Source organism: Mesobacillus harenae, from assembly GCF_013343715.1.
GTDB classification, from domain to species: domain Bacteria; phylum Bacillota; class Bacilli; order Bacillales; family Cytobacillaceae; genus Mesobacillus_A; species Mesobacillus_A harenae.
In genome coordinates this window covers 42,264-61,107 of the sequence record NZ_JABUNR010000003.1, presented here as the reverse complement: position 1 = coordinate 61,107, position 18,844 = coordinate 42,264, and the positions used below count along the sequence as shown (strand labels likewise).

General features: G+C 40.2%; 15 protein-coding genes and 1 other annotated feature. Of the genes, 4 read left to right on the top strand and 11 right to left on the bottom strand.

All coding sequences use genetic code 11. The annotated features are described in order from the left end of the window. Window positions 1-75: 75 nt before the first annotated feature. The 5 genes from HRJ06_RS04330 to HRJ06_RS04310 form a co-directional block, all read right to left on the bottom strand. On the bottom strand, window positions 76-1,677 hold the full coding sequence (locus HRJ06_RS04330; RefSeq protein WP_174729474.1) for an amidohydrolase: 1,602 nt from the start codon (window positions 1,675-1,677) through the stop codon (window positions 76-78). A 130-nt stretch (window positions 1,678-1,807) separates the two neighbouring features. Next, the gene (mbcS, locus tag HRJ06_RS04325; RefSeq protein ID WP_174729471.1) at window positions 1,808-3,391 is read right to left on the bottom strand and encodes an acyl-CoA synthetase MbcS; all 1,584 of its coding nucleotides are present in this window, start codon (window positions 3,389-3,391) and stop codon (window positions 1,808-1,810) included. A gap of 143 nt (window positions 3,392-3,534) precedes the next feature. Beyond that, window positions 3,535-3,744, bottom strand: coding sequence for an alpha/beta-type small acid-soluble spore protein (locus HRJ06_RS04320; protein WP_174729468.1), 210 nt, complete (start codon window positions 3,742-3,744; stop codon window positions 3,535-3,537). Window positions 3,745-3,829: 85 nt separating this feature from the next. Beyond that, the gene (thiI, locus tag HRJ06_RS04315) at window positions 3,830-5,038 is read right to left on the bottom strand and encodes a tRNA uracil 4-sulfurtransferase ThiI (protein WP_174729465.1); all 1,209 of its coding nucleotides are present in this window, start codon (window positions 5,036-5,038) and stop codon (window positions 3,830-3,832) included. Then, the gene (locus tag HRJ06_RS04310; protein ID WP_174729462.1) at window positions 5,039-6,181 is read right to left on the bottom strand and encodes a cysteine desulfurase family protein; all 1,143 of its coding nucleotides are present in this window, start codon (window positions 6,179-6,181) and stop codon (window positions 5,039-5,041) included. A gap of 242 nt (window positions 6,182-6,423) precedes the next feature. Here HRJ06_RS04310 and brnQ point away from each other — a divergent pair, with 242 nt between their 5' ends. Further along, window positions 6,424-7,740 carry a branched-chain amino acid transport system II carrier protein gene (gene brnQ, locus HRJ06_RS04305; protein WP_174729461.1) on the top strand — a complete coding sequence of 439 codons (1,317 nt, stop codon included), beginning with the start codon at window positions 6,424-6,426 and terminating at the stop codon, window positions 7,738-7,740. A 263-nt stretch (window positions 7,741-8,003) separates the two neighbouring features. Here the strand turns inward: brnQ and ezrA are convergent, their stop codons facing one another. Then, a complete protein-coding gene (ezrA, locus tag HRJ06_RS04300; protein WP_174729459.1) occupies window positions 8,004-9,695 on the bottom strand; it encodes a septation ring formation regulator EzrA in 1,692 nt (563 codons plus the stop codon). 212 nt (window positions 9,696-9,907) lie between these two features. Here ezrA and hisJ point away from each other — a divergent pair, with 212 nt between their 5' ends. After that, complete coding sequence (gene hisJ, locus HRJ06_RS04295) at window positions 9,908-10,702, top strand: histidinol-phosphatase HisJ (RefSeq protein WP_174729455.1); 795 nt, start codon at window positions 9,908-9,910, stop codon at window positions 10,700-10,702. Between the two features lie 298 nt (window positions 10,703-11,000). Here the strand turns inward: hisJ and refZ are convergent, their stop codons facing one another. Next, window positions 11,001-11,648 (bottom strand): forespore capture DNA-binding protein RefZ, encoded by a 648-nt coding sequence (refZ, locus tag HRJ06_RS04290; RefSeq protein ID WP_174729453.1) that lies wholly within the window; start codon window positions 11,646-11,648, stop codon window positions 11,001-11,003. Window positions 11,649-11,803: 155 nt separating this feature from the next. On the opposite strand from refZ, the gene HRJ06_RS04285 reads away from it, so the two are divergent. Continuing rightward, window positions 11,804-12,289, top strand: a complete 486-nt coding sequence (locus HRJ06_RS04285; protein WP_174729450.1) for a GAF domain-containing protein — start codon at window positions 11,804-11,806, stop codon at window positions 12,287-12,289. A gap of 84 nt (window positions 12,290-12,373) precedes the next feature. On the opposite strand, the gene megL is transcribed toward HRJ06_RS04285, so the two are convergent. Both megL and HRJ06_RS04275 read right to left on the bottom strand, forming a co-directional pair. Further along, complete coding sequence (megL, locus tag HRJ06_RS04280) at window positions 12,374-13,558, bottom strand: methionine gamma-lyase (RefSeq protein ID WP_174729448.1); 1,185 nt, start codon at window positions 13,556-13,558, stop codon at window positions 12,374-12,376. A 266-nt stretch (window positions 13,559-13,824) separates the two neighbouring features. Then, window positions 13,825-15,723: a diguanylate cyclase gene (locus HRJ06_RS04275; protein WP_174729446.1), complete on the bottom strand. Its 1,899-nt coding sequence runs from the start codon at window positions 15,721-15,723 to the stop codon at window positions 13,825-13,827. A 490-nt stretch (window positions 15,724-16,213) separates the two neighbouring features. On the opposite strand from HRJ06_RS04275, the gene rpsD reads away from it, so the two are divergent. Then, entirely contained in the window at window positions 16,214-16,816 is a 603-nt protein-coding gene (rpsD, locus tag HRJ06_RS04270; protein ID WP_174729444.1) for a 30S ribosomal protein S4, read from the top strand. A 59-nt stretch (window positions 16,817-16,875) separates the two neighbouring features. Here the strand turns inward: rpsD and HRJ06_RS04265 are convergent, their stop codons facing one another. Both HRJ06_RS04265 and tyrS read right to left on the bottom strand, forming a co-directional pair. After that, entirely contained in the window at window positions 16,876-17,064 is a 189-nt protein-coding gene (locus tag HRJ06_RS04265) for a DUF6954 family protein (protein ID WP_174729442.1), read from the bottom strand. 147 nt (window positions 17,065-17,211) lie between these two features. After that, on the bottom strand, window positions 17,212-18,471 hold the full coding sequence (gene tyrS / locus HRJ06_RS04260; RefSeq protein WP_174729441.1) for a tyrosine--tRNA ligase: 1,260 nt from the start codon (window positions 18,469-18,471) through the stop codon (window positions 17,212-17,214). A gap of 48 nt (window positions 18,472-18,519) precedes the next feature. Beyond that, window positions 18,520-18,732 (bottom strand) — a binding site (T-box leader). Window positions 18,733-18,844: the final 112 nt, after the last annotated feature.

Genomic DNA, 18,844 nt, shown 5'->3' with positions numbered 1-18,844 from the left:
GTGAGTCAACAAAACTCCGAGAAATAAATATCTCAACGATTAAAAGTAATGTTATTCCCGGATAGTCCCCTAGTTCTAATTGTCTCCGTCATATACAGTACTTTCTCCGATCACAGTTTTAGCTACTTTCAGGTCTGCTAAGTCATCTGGAGCTGTCTCAAAAATATCATCATAAAATATAGTGAAATCTGCATCAAAGCCAGGTTTGATCTGACCACGAAAATTTTCATGAGAGGCAGCGTACGCACTTCCTTTTGTGAAAAGAGACACGGCTTCATATACAGTCAAAGCCTGATCAATATAATAAGCAATTTTATCTGGATCTGAAAGATTAGTTCGCGTGACTGCTGCATGGATCCCAAGTAAGGGGTTAACAGGTTCAATCGGTGCATCAGAACCGCCTGCACACGGTACGCCTTCATCCAGCAAGGTTTTCCAAGCGTAACAGAATTCCATGTTATCTCTGCCAATCCGATCAATCACCCAAGGAAAATCAGTTGCCGTAAATCGAGGCTGAATATCCAGCACAATGGGAAGCTGCTTCGCTCGGTCAATCAGATCCTTCCTTAAAATTTGTGCATGTATTAACCGATCTCGTAAATTTCCTTTTAAAGGGTTCGCTTCAATTGCATCAAGAGCATATTCAAAAGCTAAGTCTCCAATAGTATGAATGGCTACTGCCCGGCCAAGGCTGCGAGCTTTGCCCACAAGTGCCTTCAGCTGCGCCAGAGTATATATTGCAACCCCATGTGTTTCAGGAGCATCGGCATAGGGGTGGCTTAACAGCGCTGTCCGCCCTCCAAGAGCACCATCCGCAAAAATTTTCACAGGTCCAAATTCAAGCCAAGCTGATGAGGCATTTGTCTCCTTGACAAACTCAATTTGATGGGCCACTTCATGATGAATTAACAGATGGGCTCTAAATCTATATCCTTCCTCTTCTATGACTTTATGAAAGGCACCGTATGTCTGGCTAAAGCTCCCATAGTAATTCATATCCTCTGTGTGAACTCCTGTCAGACCGAGTTTATATGAACTTTTTATGGCTGATCGAAGAGCCGTTTTCAGATATTCTTCACTGACATCTGGCACTGCCGAAAGCAATAAATCCTGAGCCTGATCTTTGAGAATCCCTGTTGGAGTGCCATTTTCATCTCTTTCAATGACTCCTCCAGGAGGACAAACAACAGCTGATGATAATATACCTGCTCTCTCCAAGGCAGCTGTATTGCTGGCCAAAGCATGGCGGCATACTCTTTTTAAGATTACAGGACGATCCGGTACCAGCAGATCAAGCTCTTTGCGATGAATGATTTCTTGATTATCCCAGAGATTTTCATTCCAGCCTTCACCAATTATCCACTCTTTATCTTTTAGCAATTCTGCGTATCTAACAAGTGCCTCAAATACTTGATTTTTAGAAGTACATTCCGATAAGTCAAGACGTATTAAAGATTCGCCGTGTCCAATAAGGTGCATGTGACTGTCCACAAAGCCCGGAAGCATGGTCTTTCCCTTGAGATCTATACGCTCGGTGATTCTCTGTTTATAGGTTGCTTCGAGATTTGATTTATCCCCCAGGTCGATAATTTTCCCGTTCTCTGTATAAAGGGCTTCAGCCATATCCCCTTCAAGCTGCATTGTATAAATCTTTCCGCCAAACCAGAGTTTTCCCATACTCATTTCTCCTTCTTATGAGTCGTGTATTCCTGTTAGTATAAAAAACAGCTGACTCGATGTCCAGTTAAGCAATCCCGCAAAAAAATACAGGCTACGTTCGCCTGTATTTTTCTTTTGCAAGACTTAGTTATTTTTTAATGCCTTCAAGTTCTTGTTTTCGAAGCTCAATTCTGCGGATTTTACCTGAGGTGGTTTTAGGCAGTTCCTGCAAAAAAACAATTTTGCGAGGGTACTTATAGGGTGCTGTCAGGCTTTTCACATGATCCTGCAAAGCTTTTACCAATGCTGGATCATCTTTGTCCACTTCCTCTTTTAATACAACAAACGCTTTGACAATATGACCTCGTATTTCATCAGGACTCCCCACAACGGCGCATTCTTTGACATAAGGATGCTTAACAAGAGCATCTTCTACTTCAAATGGCCCAATTGTATATCCTGAGCTGATAATTATATCGTCTCCACGGCCTTCAAACCAAAAATAGCCATCTTCATCCTTCGTTGCTTTATCACCGGTAATATAGAAATCCCCTCTGAACTGCATCGTTGTTCGTTCTGGATCTTTAAAGTAATTTTTAAACAATGCCGGTGTATCAGCATGAACAGCTATATCCCCTATTTCACCTGGTTTGCATGACTCACCATTTTCATTAATAATGTCTACATGATTTCCTGGAGTAGGTTTTCCCATTGAGCCAGGTTTTAACTCCATCCCTTTGGTTACACCGACAAGAAGAGTGTTCTCTGTTTGCCCGTATCCATCCCTGACATCCACATTGAAATGCTTTTTAAAAGTTTCAATAACTTCCCTGTTTAATGGTTCACCAGCTGAGACCGCACTATGGAGATTTGGAAGCCTATAGTCATTAAGGTTATCAACCTTTGCCATTAATCTGTATTCAGTCGGAGTACAGCAAAGGACATTTACTGAGTAGTCCTCTAAAAGCTGCAAATATTTTTTTGGCTCAAACTTCCCGTTGTATACAAGGCCAGTTGCACCAGTTCCTAAAACTGAGAGAAAAGGGCTCCAGATCCACTTCTGCCATCCAGGGCCAGCCGTTGCCCATACAGTATCTCCATCTTCAATACCGAGCCAGTTTGCTGCAGCCGTTCGTAGATGTGCGAATGCCCATCCATGGGTATGAACCACTCCCTTTGGATTGCCTGTGGTACCGGATGTATAAGATAAAAATGCCATATCGTCTCTTGAGGTAGGAGATAACATTAAAACAGGAGATGCCTTCTCCATCTCTTTATCAAGGTGCAGCCAGCCTTCAGCTTCTTTTCCTACAACGAACCGTTTAATCTGTTCTGCTTCTTTTATGTCAGAGAACTGGCTGATGTATGGAAAGTAGCTGATTATTGCTTTAACTTCACCATGAGTGATCCGATATTGAAGATCTTTTGACCTTAACAATTCTGAACTGGGTATTACTACCAATCCAGCTTTAAGGGCAGCTAAATAAACTTGGTAAGCCTCAATCAAACGGGGAACGATGACTAAAACTACATCACCTTTCTTTAATCCGCTGTCCAAGAAAACGTTTCCAATTTTATTTACAGCTTCCATCAATTGCTTATATGTAATTTGTCTGCGTTCTCCGGTCTCGTTTTCCCACATTACGGCAAGCCTATTGCTCTCATCAGTGAAACGCTCTACCTCCGACACCAAGTTATACTTTTCAGGTGCAATCAGATTTTCTCTCTCCATATTCAGCGTCCTCCTCTGTAATTACTACAGTATAATTATAGCTGAACATGACAGAAAATTAAAATATTTATAGGTGAGCAAAAAATTAAAGGAACGGAGGTTACCCCCCGTTCCCAGTAGCCATTCTTTTTTAGTTTTTGTTGTTATCTTTGTAGACCGCTCATTTGCTGCTGAGCGAAAGAAACTAAACGCTTAGTGATCTCACCACCAACGGATCCGTTAGCACGTGAAGTAGTATCTGCACCAAGGTTAACACCAAACTCAGAAGCAATTTCGAACTTCATTTGGTCGATAGCTTGTTGAGCTCCTTGAACAAGTAGCTGGTTGCTGTTGTTGCTGTTGTTGTTTGCCATGTGATATCACCTCCTTGTGAGTATAGATTGTGTAATATCACATGGCTTCATACAAAAGGATTGTTGGTAATTGTTCACAAAAAAGTTAGAATAAATCAGTTCCTTCAATGCTTTCTTTTGACATTCCCGGTTTTATAATAAGCAGCTCCGTTTCATTGACTGCTTTTTCAATCAATGGCTCAAAGTCAGTGAAGCTTTCATAATACTGGACTTTCTCACGGCGTGGTTTGGTTTTTGGAGATGCGGGCACAAACACCGTACAGCAGTCTTCATAAGGACGAATTGAAATTTCATGTGTTTCAATCTGAAGTGCTAGATCAATTATATCCGTTTTATCCATCGTAATTAAGGGCCTTAAAATCGGAGTATTAGTTACTTCGTTAATTGTATACATGCTTTCAAGTGTCTGGCTTGCAACCTGGCCAAGGCTTTCGCCTGTTATGATGGCCAGACCTTCATGTCTGCGCCTAAGCTCATCGGTTATTCTCAGCATGATCCTCCTAGTTGTGGTCATCGTATAGTTTTCAGGAACCTGCTTATGAATCGTTTGTTGTATCTCTGTGAAGGGAACAATATGCAAGGCCATAAAGCCACCTACAAATGCCAGCTTTTCGGAAAGATCGATTACTTTTTGCTTTGCCCGTTCGCTTGTGAAAGGCGGGCTGTGGAAATGGACTGCCTCAACCTCAAGCCCTCTTTTCATCGACAGATACCCAGCTACAGGACTGTCAATTCCTCCGGAGAGCATGAGCATCGCTTTCCCGCTTGAACCAACCGGAAGTCCTCCTGCACCGCGAATATTCTCTGCTGAAAGATAGGCTGCTTCCTTTCTCACTTCTATTTGCAAGTTAATATCTGGATTTCTGACATCAACTTTTAAATTAGGAACATTTTGCAATAAATATCCCCCAAAGAAATGATTAATTTCATTTGTATCTAGTTCAAAGGACTTGTCTGCTCTCTTCCCTGTTACCTTGAATGTTTGGCCTTCGGTATGAAGTCTGTTAAAAAGGGAAAGAGCTGCTGCTTTCATACTTTCTAGATCCTTTTTTGTCTTAACTGCCGGACTGAAGGACTGAATACCAAAAATGCTTCTCAGCCTGCCAATGACATCTTCGGCACTTTCACCGTTCAGTATTACATACATTCTGTCCCTGCCTGCCTCAATTTTAGCTGCAGGAAAATCAGCAATTACCCGCTTAATGCTAAGTCTAAGTTTATCTACAAATTTACTTCTATTTCTTCCTTTGGTAGAAATTTCTCCATAGCGAATTAAAATACGATCATAATTCATTTACTTCATTACCTCTCCTAGTTGTTTTATTGCAATAGAAACCGCAGCTATAAAAGTTTCGGCTTCTTGCATCGTACTTTCATAAGACAAACTGACCCTTACCGCACTTTCGGCTACCTCGTCTGGTATACCCATTGCGAGCAGCGTTTTACTTATTGCCTTTTTCTTAGAAGAACAGGCACTAGTTGTTGAAATAAAAATTCCTTTTTGTTCCAAGAAATGAACAAAGACCTCTGCTTTAAATCCCTTTACAGAGAAATTCAATATATGCGGTGCGATTTGCTCGTTGGGAGTATGAATGGTTACCCCTGTAATGTTTGAAAGCTCTTTTCGCAAATAATCGTGTATTTTTAACATGTTAGGCAGCTGCTGTTGATGCTTTTCTAAAGAAAATCTTAGAGCTTTGGACATTGCTACCATCCCGGCTACATTTTCCGTCCCGCTTCTGACCCTGAGCTCTTGACTCCCTCCAGACAACAGTGGAGAGATTGATACACCCTCACGCATGTATAAGGCTCCGGTACCTTTTAACCCATGGAACTTATGGCCAGAAAAACTGCAGAAATCAATCCTGCAATCGTGAAGGTCTAAAGGAACCTTAGCCACACCTTGGACATGATCTACATGAAACATTACTTTGGGATGTTCTTCCAGCAGCCTGCTTATTTCCTTAATCGGCTGTACCGTGCCAACTTCATTATTCACATGGATGACTGAAACAAGAATGGTATCAGGTCTGATCGCCTTTTCCAGATTTTCAAGTTCAATAATTCCTTTAGAATTCACTTTAACGTAGCTGATCTCAAATCCTAGTTCTGCCAACTGCTCCATTGCAGCATAGACGGAGGCATGCTCAATATTTGTCGTAATAATATGTTTCCCTCTGCTTCTATATTTCATTGCAGTTCCTTTAATGGCCAGATTATTGCTTTCTGTTCCACCGGACGTAAATAGTATTTCAGCTGGCTTAACATTTAGCAGTTCTGCTGTCTGGTTTCTGGCCCTGCTTAATAAATTTTCCGCTTGTACCCCCAGGTTGTGCAGAGAAGAGGGGTTTCCAAAGTAATCTAAGGAAACCTTTGTAAACGAATCTAATATTTCTCTATATGGTTTGGTAGTAGCACTATTATCAAAATAGATCATGGATTTTCTCCCTCTTTTAAAAACCGGTTTACCAACTGTAAATCTTACCATAACAGTGTTAATTTGAAAAACCTATACTTTTTTTACCATGAAAAAATCAGTAGCTTTTTTATCAATTCGTTAGGTATTCCTTACATGAGATATCTTAAAATTTCAACTTTTTTAACTAGCGGGTATTTTATAAATACATATGCTATTATTATATCTTGTACTTTTTGAAGATTTCTAATTGGGGGATTTAGATGAAACGCAGTCTAACTAATTTAGAAACAGCTACGATTGGCTTAACACTTTTCGCCCTATTTTTCGGAGCAGGGAATATGATCTTTCCACCCTATTTAGGCCAGGAAGCAGGAACAAATGTCTGGAAAGCATACCTTGGCTTTTTAGTGACTGGGGTAGGTCTTCCGTTGCTCGGCATTATTGCCATTGGCAGGGCTGGTGATTTGCAGACTTTAGCCAAACGAGTCTCTCCTATATTTGGAGCTGTCTTTACTTTGATTTTATATATGGCAATCGGTCCGTTCTTTGGTATTCCACGAACGGGGACTGTAGCTTATGAAATGGGACTACCACCATTTTTAGATGAAAATGGAACCCAAAGGCTTTCACTCATCATTTTTACGATTGGCTTTTTCGTCCTAACTGCATGGCTATCAATGAATCCTGCCAAACTTGTTGACCGAATAGGGAAAGTCCTCACTCCAATTTTAATTGCAATCATTGGCATGCTCATCTTAAAGGCAATCGTCACACCGATGGGAGAGCCACAGGATCCAAAGGGAAATTATTTAGACAATCCTATTTTTGCTGGATTTCTTGAGGGTTATCTAACAATGGATACACTTGCAGCTCTTGTATTTGGTATTGTTGTTATATCGGCCATTAACGAACGGGGAGTCACCGACCGCCAAGCTGTAGCAAGGATTTGTCTAATGGCTGGCGTAATTGCTGCTGTCGGATTAGGCCTCGTATATTTATCCCTTGCCTATATTGGCGCTTCGAGTATAAAGGCAGTTGGCGCCCTGACAAACGGAGGGGCAATCTTATCGGCTTCAGCTAACTATCTTTTTGGACCAATCGGAACTATTATACTTGGTGCTGCCATTTCATTTGCTTGTTTGACCACTGCTGTCGGGCTCATCTCGTCCGTTTCAAAGTATTTAACTAAAGTGTCTCCAAAACTGTCTTATAAAACAAGCGTCATCGTTCTATCGGTGTTTAGCATGATCGTCGCCAATTTTGGACTGACAAAACTCATTTCTATTTCCGTTCCTGTATTAGTTGCTTTATACCCACTGGCAATTGTACTCATTAGTTTATCTTTTTTTCATGATCTGTTTAAGGGCAGCTCTTGGGTTTATAAAGGAGCTCTAATTCCAACAGGATTCATTAGTATTTTAGACGGGTTGAAGGCAGCAGGGATTGAGTTTTCTATGATAACCGGTCCCATGCATTTCCTGCCCTTCTATCTAGAAGGAATTGGCTGGGTATTTCCGGCCATCACTGGTGCTATAGTCGGGTATGTCTTTGCATCGTTGAAAACAGACTCCCGATAAGCAAAGCAATTATCTAAGAAAAATCAAAAAGCTAGGCAAACATTTTAACGGGTTCATTTCAGAAAGAGAAAAAAATAATATTATTAAAGATGTAACTAACATATCAATTGGCAGCGGAAATCAAAGGTACTATAGCCTTTTCGCAGTAAACACCAATGGTTATAGAAAAAAAGCCGTGATTTCTATGGAAATCAACGGCTTTTTGTTTAGGAAATTATGGGTAATCGTATACGTCGTGCCAACGGCCTGTCTTTGTGTATAACTTATTGTTGTTCTGATAACATAGTTTCGATTTTTTTTAACGCTCCAGGCTCTACTTCTTCAATAGATGTTGCAGCTTGTTCAAGCGCTTCCCGGTAGTCATAACTTCTAAAAGCATCCTCTGCTTGTGATAGACCTTTAGCTACAGAAGGGTATCGGCTCCGATAACGGTTGCCGTATTGGATTACTTTTTCAGCAAGCATTACATTTTCAATGATATCTGTTGTGGAACGTGTCAGCTTATCGACCGTCATTACAGCAATCTCTAAATGTTGTTGAATCGCCGAGATATCAAGAGGTTTTTGTTCAAGTTCGTTCACTACGCTTTGCATACTTTCCCGCGCGTCGCTCATCAAGTACCGATACTCTTGTGATAATCCTGGAATATTATTTTTTGAAACCAATCGTCCTAAATCGGAAACCTTTCTCGTCAGTTCATGAATTTTTTCCCGGGCTGCAATTTCCTCTTTTCGCAAAGCATTAAGTTTTTCTTTGAAGTTCTTTTGTTCTATTAACACAGCATCTAACTCATCTTTTATCATAGCAACTTCTGCCTCAAGAACGCTCTGGGCTGTATCGTTTTCTGAGATCTTCGCTGCTAAAACATCATATTGTCTTAATAACTCATCAAGCCGCTTTTCTGCTTGCTCAAGGCCTGTCAGTTCTTTTTGTGAAAGGTGGTAGCTCTGCTGAACAAATTTCGTTTCTTCCTTAAGCTGCCTGCTTTCTTCAGCTGCTGATTCCAGCAGCTCCTCTACACCATCTTTATGTTTTTTAACATATTGCATGGCATGAGCTTCTTTTTCAAGGAGATCTAAAAGGTTATCTATGCTTTCCTTAACTTCTTCGATGCCTAACTTAACATCATCAACCTCTGTGTTTTCAAGTTGGACAAGATAAGCTGCCAATGAATCCTCAATTCGCTCTGTTTCAATTTCAAGCTCGATATGGCTTAGCACATAATTTTGACCGATCATTTGCTTATAGCCATCTTTTAATATGGAAAGCTGGTTAGGAATACCTGTATGGCATTCATAAAGGAGCTCAGGAATAACGTTCATTTTATAAGCAATTGAATCAAGCTCCGCCTGTATTGTTAAGACAACCTCCCGAGCTTCCAGGTAGTTTCCGTTCTCTGTATGAGATTCAAATGCCTTGAACTTTTCCATTACCAGGTCCAATTGTGCCTCAAGCGTGTTTTCCGCTGTTCCAAAGTTCAAGCGATGGGCCAAAAGGTTTTTTTTGCTTTCTCGATAGAGTTCCTTAAGTTCGGCTATTTCGATTCGGTTTTTTTCTTCGCTTCCGACTAGCTCATTAAGTTCATTAAGAATGTTTTTTATATTATCTTCAATTTCATTAAGTTTTTCTTCTATTGCTGCCAAAACTTCCTTGCCTTTGTTGAAACGGTATTTGTCGATATAATCCTCTGCATCAAACAACAGCTCTTCTACGTCCGGAGCCTGTACTGTAACGATTTCGTCCCATTCCTGACGCCATCGATCAAACAATTCCTCTGTTTGTCCCGTCATATTCAGCTGTTTCACTTTTGACATTTCCTCTAGAACAGGTCGATTCATAATATCGATTTTCCATGCCTCTAAACGATCCACATCTTTAAAATATCTTTTTTTCAAAAAATAGCCCGCTAAAAACAGGCCTAAGAGCAATGCTATTGCACCGATTATGTATTCCATGATAATCCCCCAGGTCTCGAACAGAATTCGGAGTGATTCTATTATTTTTAAAATGTTATTTTCAATGTTTTTATGATACCATGTAAACGACATTTTTTGACTATTATTTTCTTTTTTTTTAAGTAAAATATCGGAAACTAACGGAATATAGGGAATTTCTTCTTCCTATTTGATTTTTAGAGCAAAAAAAACTTAGAAAGAAGTGAGAAAATTTGGATAGAGATGGACATATTCATTCTCCTTTTTGCCCTCACGGCACAAAAGATACTTTTGAACAATACATAGAACAGGCGATAAAAAAAGGGTTTAAGGAGATTACTTTTGCGGAACATGCTCCTCTGCCAGATGGATTTACTGACCCAACACCTGCACGTGACAGCGCAATGAGCTGGGATAATCTTGAACACTATCTCTCAGAGATTTCGAGGGTTAAGCTGCAATATCAAGGTCAGATTAAGATTCATGCGGGACTAGAAATAGATTTTATAGAGGGGTATGAGGATAAAACTCGAGATTTCTTGAATGAGATCGGGCCTAGACTGGATGATTCAATCCTCTCTGTCCATTTCCTGAAATCGGCAGATTTTTACCACTGTATGGATTACAGTCCGTCTGTCTTCGGAGAAATGGTTCGCAAATATGGCTCAGTCAATAATGTTTACACGAAATATTACGAAACGCTTTTACTTTCAATCAACTCAGACCTTGGGCCATATAAACCAAAACGGATCGGACATATAACCCTTGTGCATAAGTTCCAAAAAAAATTTCCACCATCAGTAGTTTTCAACCCTACAGTACTAAACATTTTACACACAATAAAAGAACAAGGATACGAACTCGATTATAACGGAGCGGGAACGGCAAAACCTTTGTGTAAAGAACCCTATCCGCCAGATTGGGTTGTTAAGGAAGTCCGCAAGCTAAAGATACCTTTGATTTATGGATCCGATGCACATCAGGCGAAGGAGATCGGACAAGGTTTAGAGCAAATCCTTATGGGATAGGCATAGTCCTATTTCTTAATGGGTCTTAGATTCACTTTAAAGGACCTGGGGGATTCCCTTGGTCTTGTTACCCGAGAGGATATAAATAAGCAGCATCGACTAGCGCTGCACGAGGAAATACCGTAGATTTCAAAAAGTACATGCCTTCCTCTCCCATCATCATAGTTCAATAACTTCCTTTTACAAAGCTTTAAAAAAGGCTGAATACTATAGCTATAATTCACCTTAATTAATAATCAAGCACTAGTACTATTATGAGTACACACAAAAAAACCGGCCTCTGCCGGTTTTGCTATTGTTATAGCAGCATTAAATGCTCTCTGTTCCCATTATGTTCTTTGCAAAGAACAGCGTTAATCCAGCGGTGAATTTCACTGGTGTATTTGTCGGCAAAGTACTTTTCATGCGGAAAAACATATAGGACCTCAGAGACATATTGAGTATTTAAAAATGGCATGGATAGAAGACCTTTAATTTGAAGAATTGAATATGGGACTGAATGACGACGAAACTCATTTGCTTCTATTCCTTTTTCAAGAACTTTACGGAAATAGTATCTTTCTTTAACTAGATAAGTCGACATAATTTCACGGACCATTTGAGAATCGATTGACATTTCTCTCAATATCAGGCGGGTAAGCTGGGGATGTTCACACTGATACCTTAAAAGCCGTTCAACTATATTCTTAAGACAGAACTCAGCACCCTTGTCCAGCAAAGAATAGCCTTTTTCCAGTTCCTCTATGTATATCTCGTAGAAAGATGTAAGGCAATACTCCAACAGCCCTTGCTTGTTCCGAAAATAGTAGGCAATATTAGCAGCATTAACCTTAGCTTCGGCTGCTATATCGCGGATAGAGGTCCCGTCGTATCCTTTAGTGTTAAAAAGAGAGATTGCCGCCTTAACGATCACATCTCTAGTTGGGCCCCTTGGTACCTTTACCACCTGCGTCCCCTCCTATCTGTCCATTATTTTTACTCTTTAACTCATTCTCGAAAGACCTTGTTAACTCCTCTATAAAAATAACGACAAATTCTCCTCTTTTCCGGGTTAATTTGATAGAATGAATTATAAATTTAAAAATAAAAGGGGGAAATAGAATGTTTAACGTCGAAATGTACAGCGGAACCCGTCAGGAAAACTACCGTTTGCTTCTTCAGCAGCTAAAAGCACTCCTTGATGGTGAAAATAATGAAATTGCAAACCTCAGCAATGCTTCCTCTCTGCTTAACCAGTTCTTAGACCGGACTAACTGGGTTGGATTTTATTTAATGGATGAAGATCAGCTTGTTTTAGGACCGTTTCAAGGTCTTCCCGCTTGTGTACGTATTCCTTTAGGCAAAGGCGTTTGTGGAACTGCTGCAGCAACAAGAGAAACTGTTCGAGTTGAGGATGTCCATTTATTTCCTGGACATATTGCATGCGACGCTGCTTCACAATCTGAAATCGTTATCCCTATGGTTAAGGATGGAGAATTAATTGGCGTGCTGGATATCGATTCTCCTGAAAAGAATCGTTTTGATGAGGAAGATCAAAAATACCTTGAAGAATTTGTCCAAGTACTGATGGACATGTATAGAGGCTAGAACTGAAAGGTCATCTTTTTTAAATGAGGCAAATGAGATATCCACTCATTTGCCTCATTTCTTTTTTATTCCCACCCTCTTGAGTCATGTATTGATGCGGGTGAAAGCCATTTCAAGATCATCTCTTAAATCTTCCCATGATTCTAGTCCAACCGAAAGCCTTAACAAATTATCGGGAATCCCCATTTCTAATCTGGATTTTTCAGGCACTACTGCATGTGTCATTGTAGCCGGATGTTGAATAAGTGTTTCAGCATCACCGAGACTGACAGCTATTTTTATTAACTTCAACCCATTCATAAATTGCTGAGACTTTTGTTTCGTGCCTTTAATCGTAAATGATATCAGTCCGCCTGGCTTACGCATTTGCTTTGTGGCAATCTGAAAATCCGGCGACTGTTCATCCCCCGGATAAAATACTTCCTCCACCAGCTCATGTTCTTTTAAATAGGCAGCAAGCTTCCCGGCATTTTCACAATGACGATCCATTCTGACCGGAAGGGTTTTCAGCCCCCTGAGCAGGAGCCACGCATCAAAAGGTGAAATAATTCCCCCGATGTCTTTCAAGGTTGTGCTCGCAACTTTATCCATTACCTCTTTTTTCCCTACTGCTAGGCCTGCAATGACATCTCCATGCCCACAAATATATTTTGTCGCACTATGGACAACAATATCGCAGCCGAATTCCAGCGGATTCTGCAAATAAGGAGAACAAAAGGTATTATCGACAATAACCGGGATCCCCTTTTCTTTTCCTGCCTCTGCTATCATCTTTAAATCTACTAATCTCATCGTTGGATTAATAGGTGTTTCTATATAAATACAGGCTGTTTCAGGACGAATTGAATCCAAAACTTCCTCTTTACTAGTCATTTGTATAAAATCATGTGAAATTCCGAATTTTTCCTCCATCATTTGAAGAAGACCAAATGTACAGCCATAAACACCCTGCGAACAAAGAATGTGGTCACCCGACTTCGTTAAAGCAAAAAGAACGGATGAAACAGCCGCCATTCCTGAACCAAAAGCTAATCCTTTTTCTCCTTTTTCCAGAACCGCTATTCTCTCTTCGAGAACTCGGACAGTTGGATTTCCTAAGCGTGAATAAATATACCCATCTGCTGTACCGGCAAACCTCGCCTCACCTTGTTCAGCAGACTCAAAAGTAAAGGTAGAAGTCTGAAATAACGGGGGAGCTAAACTTCCTTTATGCTCCTCAGAACTATAGCCATGGTGTATTACATCAGTTTCAAACCTTTTATTTTTCATTCTTAACCCTCCTATTTTGCAACCGCTTACATTTTATCCTATTTACCCTGTTTAGTAAAAGGATATGTAATCTATAACCATTTGGATTCTTTTGAGTAATAAGAAAAGATGAACGTAAACTTATGATACAATCATTTGCACGCAACTCCTCGTCATACTTGTTTCTCGATAATTCAAGTATAAAATAATTTTTATGCCTGCTAAATGTGAGAAAACCCCAACAAAAAAGACTGAGACATTGAGTGTGTCTTCAGTCTTAAGTCTCATCATTGAGTGCTAAAAAACCCTTTATGTTCTCCGCTTTGTATAATGACTTTGTTCTTCCCCGATTCTTTGGCTAAATATAAGGCTTGATCAGCCCTTCTGAATAAGCTCAAAAGATTATCCGTATCTTCCTTATGCCACCACGAAACCCCGCATGAGATCGTAACGGAAGGTTTAGTCCATCGTTCCACTCTTTCAGCGAGCCGATTTGCAATTTTCATACCTGTATCAAGTGGAGCACCAGGCAAATAAATTGCCATTTCTTCTCCTCCCCACCTGGATCCAATATCTGACCCACGAATGTTGTTCTTAATTAGATTTGCCACCTGAACAAGAACTTCATCACCAACCTGATGGCCGTATGTATCATTCACAGCCTTAAAATTGTCAATATCAATAAGTATAAATGAGCCAAATTGGTCTTCAATCATAGACAGGCTCATTTTTTCATCTAGATAGTTTCTAGAACATAGCTTAGTTAAATGATCAGTGATTACCATTTGTTCCAATTCTTCTCTAAGCATAGAGTTTGTAAATGCCAGTGTATAGTGATGGATGAGTGATTGCATTAGCTTAAACGTCTCAAAAGTGAAGTGGTAGGGATTTTTATGCAACACTAGAGCAAAGGCTGATAAGCTATCATTTTGAATCATAGGGACCCCCATTGCAGAGCGGTACACTCCAGGGAAATCAGGCTTCAACGAAAAATCGCTCATAAATAATGGTTCTTTTGCACTTTGAATTTGACTTCCAAATAACTGAATGTATTGATCTGCTTCCGGTGTTAAGAAAAAAGGGCTGCCCTCAAGGACTATAAACCTGTTGTTTTCTCCTGGAACAACAAACCCAACCTCTTCAGCACGGAGTGACGTAATGACCTGTTCACACATATAGGACATCGCTTCATTTAGCCTTAGATTTGAGTTTAAGCGGTGTGATGTTTCATTTATTAATTTCAGATCAGCATTTAAGCGGCGTGCCTGTTGATAAAGACTAGCATTTTCCAGGGCCGATCCCCCTGTGCTGGCCAAGAGCATGATAAATTCTGTTTCGTATTCTGGAAAAGGCAGCCTATCAGGTGCAATAACTTGAAGCACACCATAAATCCCTTGCTTCCCTTTTAAAGGGGCATAAAGAATAGAATTCGTCTCATCAAAATCTTCAAACTGAAGACTTCCGCTGGCATATGCTTTTACTGCTGCAGTATTATCACTGTCATAATCCAGATCTTTTATAGGCAAACTACAATTTTCATTACGGTCTTGAGATAGCAGCAGATAATACTCAAAAGTCGGATAAACCTCTTTAAGTGTATCGATAATCTCTTCCAGGACATCTTCTACATTCATGGAAGAGTGGAATTTTTCGGTCACTCTGAAAAGCTGTCTGTATCTTTGCTCTTCCGTGATAACCCTGTAAAGGTTTCTCATTCGGCTGATAAATTTGGAGCATACCTCTGCAAGTTCTTCTAAAAAGGCGTCACTATATTGGATCACTTCAATAGAGGTACATAATTGTATCGCGACAGCCCCAAGATTTTCCCCGCCATTCCTTAAAAACAAGACAAAGTCATACTTTTTATGTTCAGGAAAAGTGACTGTTTTAAGAAAAGCCTTCTTTTCCTTTTCTGCACAATAAAGTAACTCAGTTGAAAGTCCCGAAACGAAATAATCCTCATTTTCTTTAGAGGCTGTTAAAGTAGCTTCAAGGAAGCACGTTTCTTCTAAGGGTCTGAATCCGTACAAGTCGGCTGACTTTGCATTTAATGTTGCTTGAATGGAACTAAGAAAGTTCTGAAGAAGCTGTCCGCAACTAACCTTTTGATCCGGGTCAAGCTCGATAATATCTAATAGCCTGCTTTTCAGTGCTGTTATCACTTGCCGTTCCTTGGTTTCTTCCATTAATAATTCACCCAATTTACATACATATTTCCACTGCTACACTCTTTAAAAAGGCCTGTTTTTTCATATATATATATTTTACTAAAAATACTTTGAAAGCGGGCGAATATTATGATTATTTTCCGATCTTTTTTTTCTAAAGCCTATTTATCACAAATGTAACGGGGCAATTATAAAGATCCCCTCACGGATTAATGCCGTTATCGTGCATACATTTAGAAATACTATTGACTTTATGCACTATAAAATTATATAATATTCTTTGTGTAAAATATTGCAGCCTGTGTGTGCACCTTAATGCACCATTTTGTTCCTCAATTAGATTAAGTTTCGTGAAGTTAGAGAAATTATCTGGCTTCTGCTTCTGATGATGGGGTACTGTGTAACCCTCTGCTGCTAGGGCGAAGGTACATGAAAACAAAATGGACATGATTGTTGTTTCACTACTGTTTTTATTTTACCAAAATAAAAACACAAGGAGGAGTCAATTATGGCTCGATATACTGGCCCAAGCTGGAAACTTTCCCGCCGCCTTGGAATTTCTCTTAGCGGAACTGGAAAAGAACTTGAAAAGCGTCCTTATGCACCTGGACAACATGGTCCAAACCAACGCAAAAAGCTTTCTGAATACGGATTGCAATTACAGGAGAAGCAAAAGCTTCGTCATATGTACGGAGTGACTGAGCGTCAATTCCGCAACTTATTTGATAAAGCAGGCAAAATCACTGGTGTTCATGGTGAAAACTTCATGGCGCTTCTAGAATCTCGTTTAGACAACGTGGTTTACCGTTTAGGACTTGCACGCACTCGTCGTCAAGCTCGCCAGTTAGTTAACCATGGCCACATCACAGTTAATGGAGCTCGCGTTGACATCCCATCATTCCGCGTTCTTCCTGGCCAAACAATCGGAATTCGTGAAAAATCTCGCAACCTTGACATCGTTAAAGAATCAATCGAAGTAAGCAACTTCGTTCCTGATTTCTTAACTTTTGATGCTGACAAGCTTGAGGGAACTTTCACACGCCTTCCTGAGCGTGCTGAACTTCCAGCTGAAATTAACGAAGCACTTATTGTTGAGTTCTACTCTCGTTAATATTAGTTCAAAAACCCCCTATCCACTTTTACGGATAGGGGGTTTTTGTGTATAAATAGTTATTTAGGTCCTAATCTTTTAAGGATGAGCCAATATAAAAATAATAAAAACATATACAAAACCATAACAACAAACGCTGTAAAAAGTCTTTCCTCTCTGATACCATCTGCCAACAACACGGGGCCAAGTCCAAAAAATCCGACCAGCAGAAAAAGTAAAATAAACATAACATGAGCAGCTGTTCTCACTAAATACTCCCCCATTGCCTTTTTCCCTATTAGACGAAATCAGGCTATACAAGTTTCAGCAGTTCAGCCTATTTCCACGCAAGTAAAAAGCGCCTTCATTCAGTCAGGCTTGAGGTAGCCGCAGCTGACGAGGCGCTTTTGCTTTTGTTAATACTTTATTAAGTAATATTTTTTCTTTCCACGGCGGATTATTGTAAACTGTCCTTCTATCCGATCTTTTTCTAAAAGTACATAATTCGCATCAGTAACACGGTCTCCATTTATGTAGATTGCACCATTTCCGATGTCTTCCCGGGCCTGGCGTTTGGAAGGACTGATTTTTGAATCGACCAGCAGCTCAACAAGGTTTAATTCCTGATCGGCCGGAAATTCGAAGGTCGGCACATCTTTGAATCCTTGCTTGATTTCAGTTGCGGTCAACTCTTTTACATCACCGCTAAATAGCGCTGAAGATATTCTGACAGCCTGGTCAAGAGCCTTCTGACCATGGATCATCCGCGTTAACTCCTCACCTAGTGCTTTTTGCGCCTTTCGTAAATGTGGTTCTTTCTCAACTGACTCTTCAAGATCTTCAATTTCTTCTTTTGAAAGGAAGGTGAAAAATTTCAAATATTTAATGACATCTGCATCCGCTGTATTAATCCAAAACTGGTAAAACTCATATGGAGATGTCTTTTCCGGGTCAAGCCAGATAGCACCACTTTCTGTTTTGCCAAACTTTGTACCATCTGCTTTAGTAACAAGTGGAATCGTTAATCCGAACGCCTTGGCTCCCTCAGGCTGCATTTTTCTTATCAGCTCAAGCCCTGTCGTAATATTCCCCCACTGGTCGCTGCCGCCAATCTGCATCTTGCAGTTATAATGTGCGTACAAATGATTGAAGTCCATTGCCTGGATAATCGTGTAGGTGAATTCCGTAAAAGAAATGCCGGTATCAAGCCTGGAAGCAATCGTATCCTTTGCCAGCATATAATTAACCCCGATATGTTTCCCATAGTCCCTAAGAAACGTCACAAGATCCATACTGCCTGCCCAATCATAGTTATTGACTAAAACAGCCCCATTGTCTCCTTCAAAATCAAAGATGGACTCTAACTGTCCTTGAATACTCCTTACATTATGTTGGATGGATTCAAGAGTTTGCAGTTTTCGCTCTTCTTTCTTGCCGCTAGGATCGCCAATAAGTCCCGTTGCTCCGCCCACAAGGACAATAGGACGATGCCCCTCGTTTTGGAATCGGCGCAGCGTAAGAAAAGGCAGCAGATGGCCAATATGCATACTGTCTGCTGTTGGGTCTACCCCACAATAAATACCGATACTTTCCTTTTTCAGGGTTTCCTGAATTCCCTCTTCATCTGTCTGCTGATAGACGACCCCTCGCCATTGAAGCTCATTTAATAATTCCATCCCTATTCCTCCTGTTTTTTAAAATTAAAAAAACGCCCCCGCATTATATGCAGGGGCGCTTATCGCGCGTTACCACCCAGCTTGAAAACATAAATGTCTTCCACTCGAAATTTTAACGGTTTTACCGGCCAGTGCAAATTGAATTTCACAGTGGCAGCTCAGGGAGGTAATTCGTCCTTCTATTTGTACCGGCTCACAGCAGCCGCCGGCTTTCTGGATACAGGGATAGAAGCACTACTGAATTCCCGTCAATGCTTATGTATTAAGTTAACTATAGTTTTTTTACCACAAAAACAGGAATAATGTCAAATCAAATAGGTAAATACAAGAAATTTGTGTATCCATTCCCTATTATAAATCTGGTTTATGCTAT

Excerpts from the sequence above, each read along its gene's own strand:
- rpsD (WP_174729444.1), top strand. The coding sequence starts at position 16,214 with ATGGCTCGATATACTGGCCCAAGCTGGAAACTTTCCCGCCGCCTTGGA.
- HRJ06_RS04330 (WP_174729474.1), bottom strand. The coding sequence starts at position 1,677 with ATGGGAAAACTCTGGTTTGGCGGAAAGATTTATACAATGCAGCTTGAA.
- HRJ06_RS04275 (WP_174729446.1), bottom strand. The coding sequence starts at position 15,723 with ATGGAAGAAACCAAGGAACGGCAAGTGATAACAGCACTGAAAAGCAGG.
- HRJ06_RS04285 (WP_174729450.1), top strand. The coding sequence starts at position 11,804 with ATGTTTAACGTCGAAATGTACAGCGGAACCCGTCAGGAAAACTACCGT.
- HRJ06_RS04310 (WP_174729462.1), bottom strand. The coding sequence starts at position 6,181 with ATGATCTATTTTGATAATAGTGCTACTACCAAACCATATAGAGAAATA.
- tyrS (WP_174729441.1), bottom strand. The coding sequence starts at position 18,471 with ATGGAATTATTAAATGAGCTTCAATGGCGAGGGGTCGTCTATCAGCAG.
- ezrA (WP_174729459.1), bottom strand. The coding sequence starts at position 9,695 with ATGGAATACATAATCGGTGCAATAGCATTGCTCTTAGGCCTGTTTTTA.
- thiI (WP_174729465.1), bottom strand. The coding sequence starts at position 5,038 with ATGAATTATGATCGTATTTTAATTCGCTATGGAGAAATTTCTACCAAA.
- brnQ (WP_174729461.1), top strand. The coding sequence starts at position 6,424 with ATGAAACGCAGTCTAACTAATTTAGAAACAGCTACGATTGGCTTAACA.
- mbcS (WP_174729471.1), bottom strand. The coding sequence starts at position 3,391 with ATGGAGAGAGAAAATCTGATTGCACCTGAAAAGTATAACTTGGTGTCG.
- megL (WP_174729448.1), bottom strand. The coding sequence starts at position 13,558 with ATGAAAAATAAAAGGTTTGAAACTGATGTAATACACCATGGCTATAGT.
- HRJ06_RS04320 (WP_174729468.1), bottom strand. The coding sequence starts at position 3,744 with ATGGCAAACAACAACAGCAACAACAGCAACCAGCTACTTGTTCAAGGA.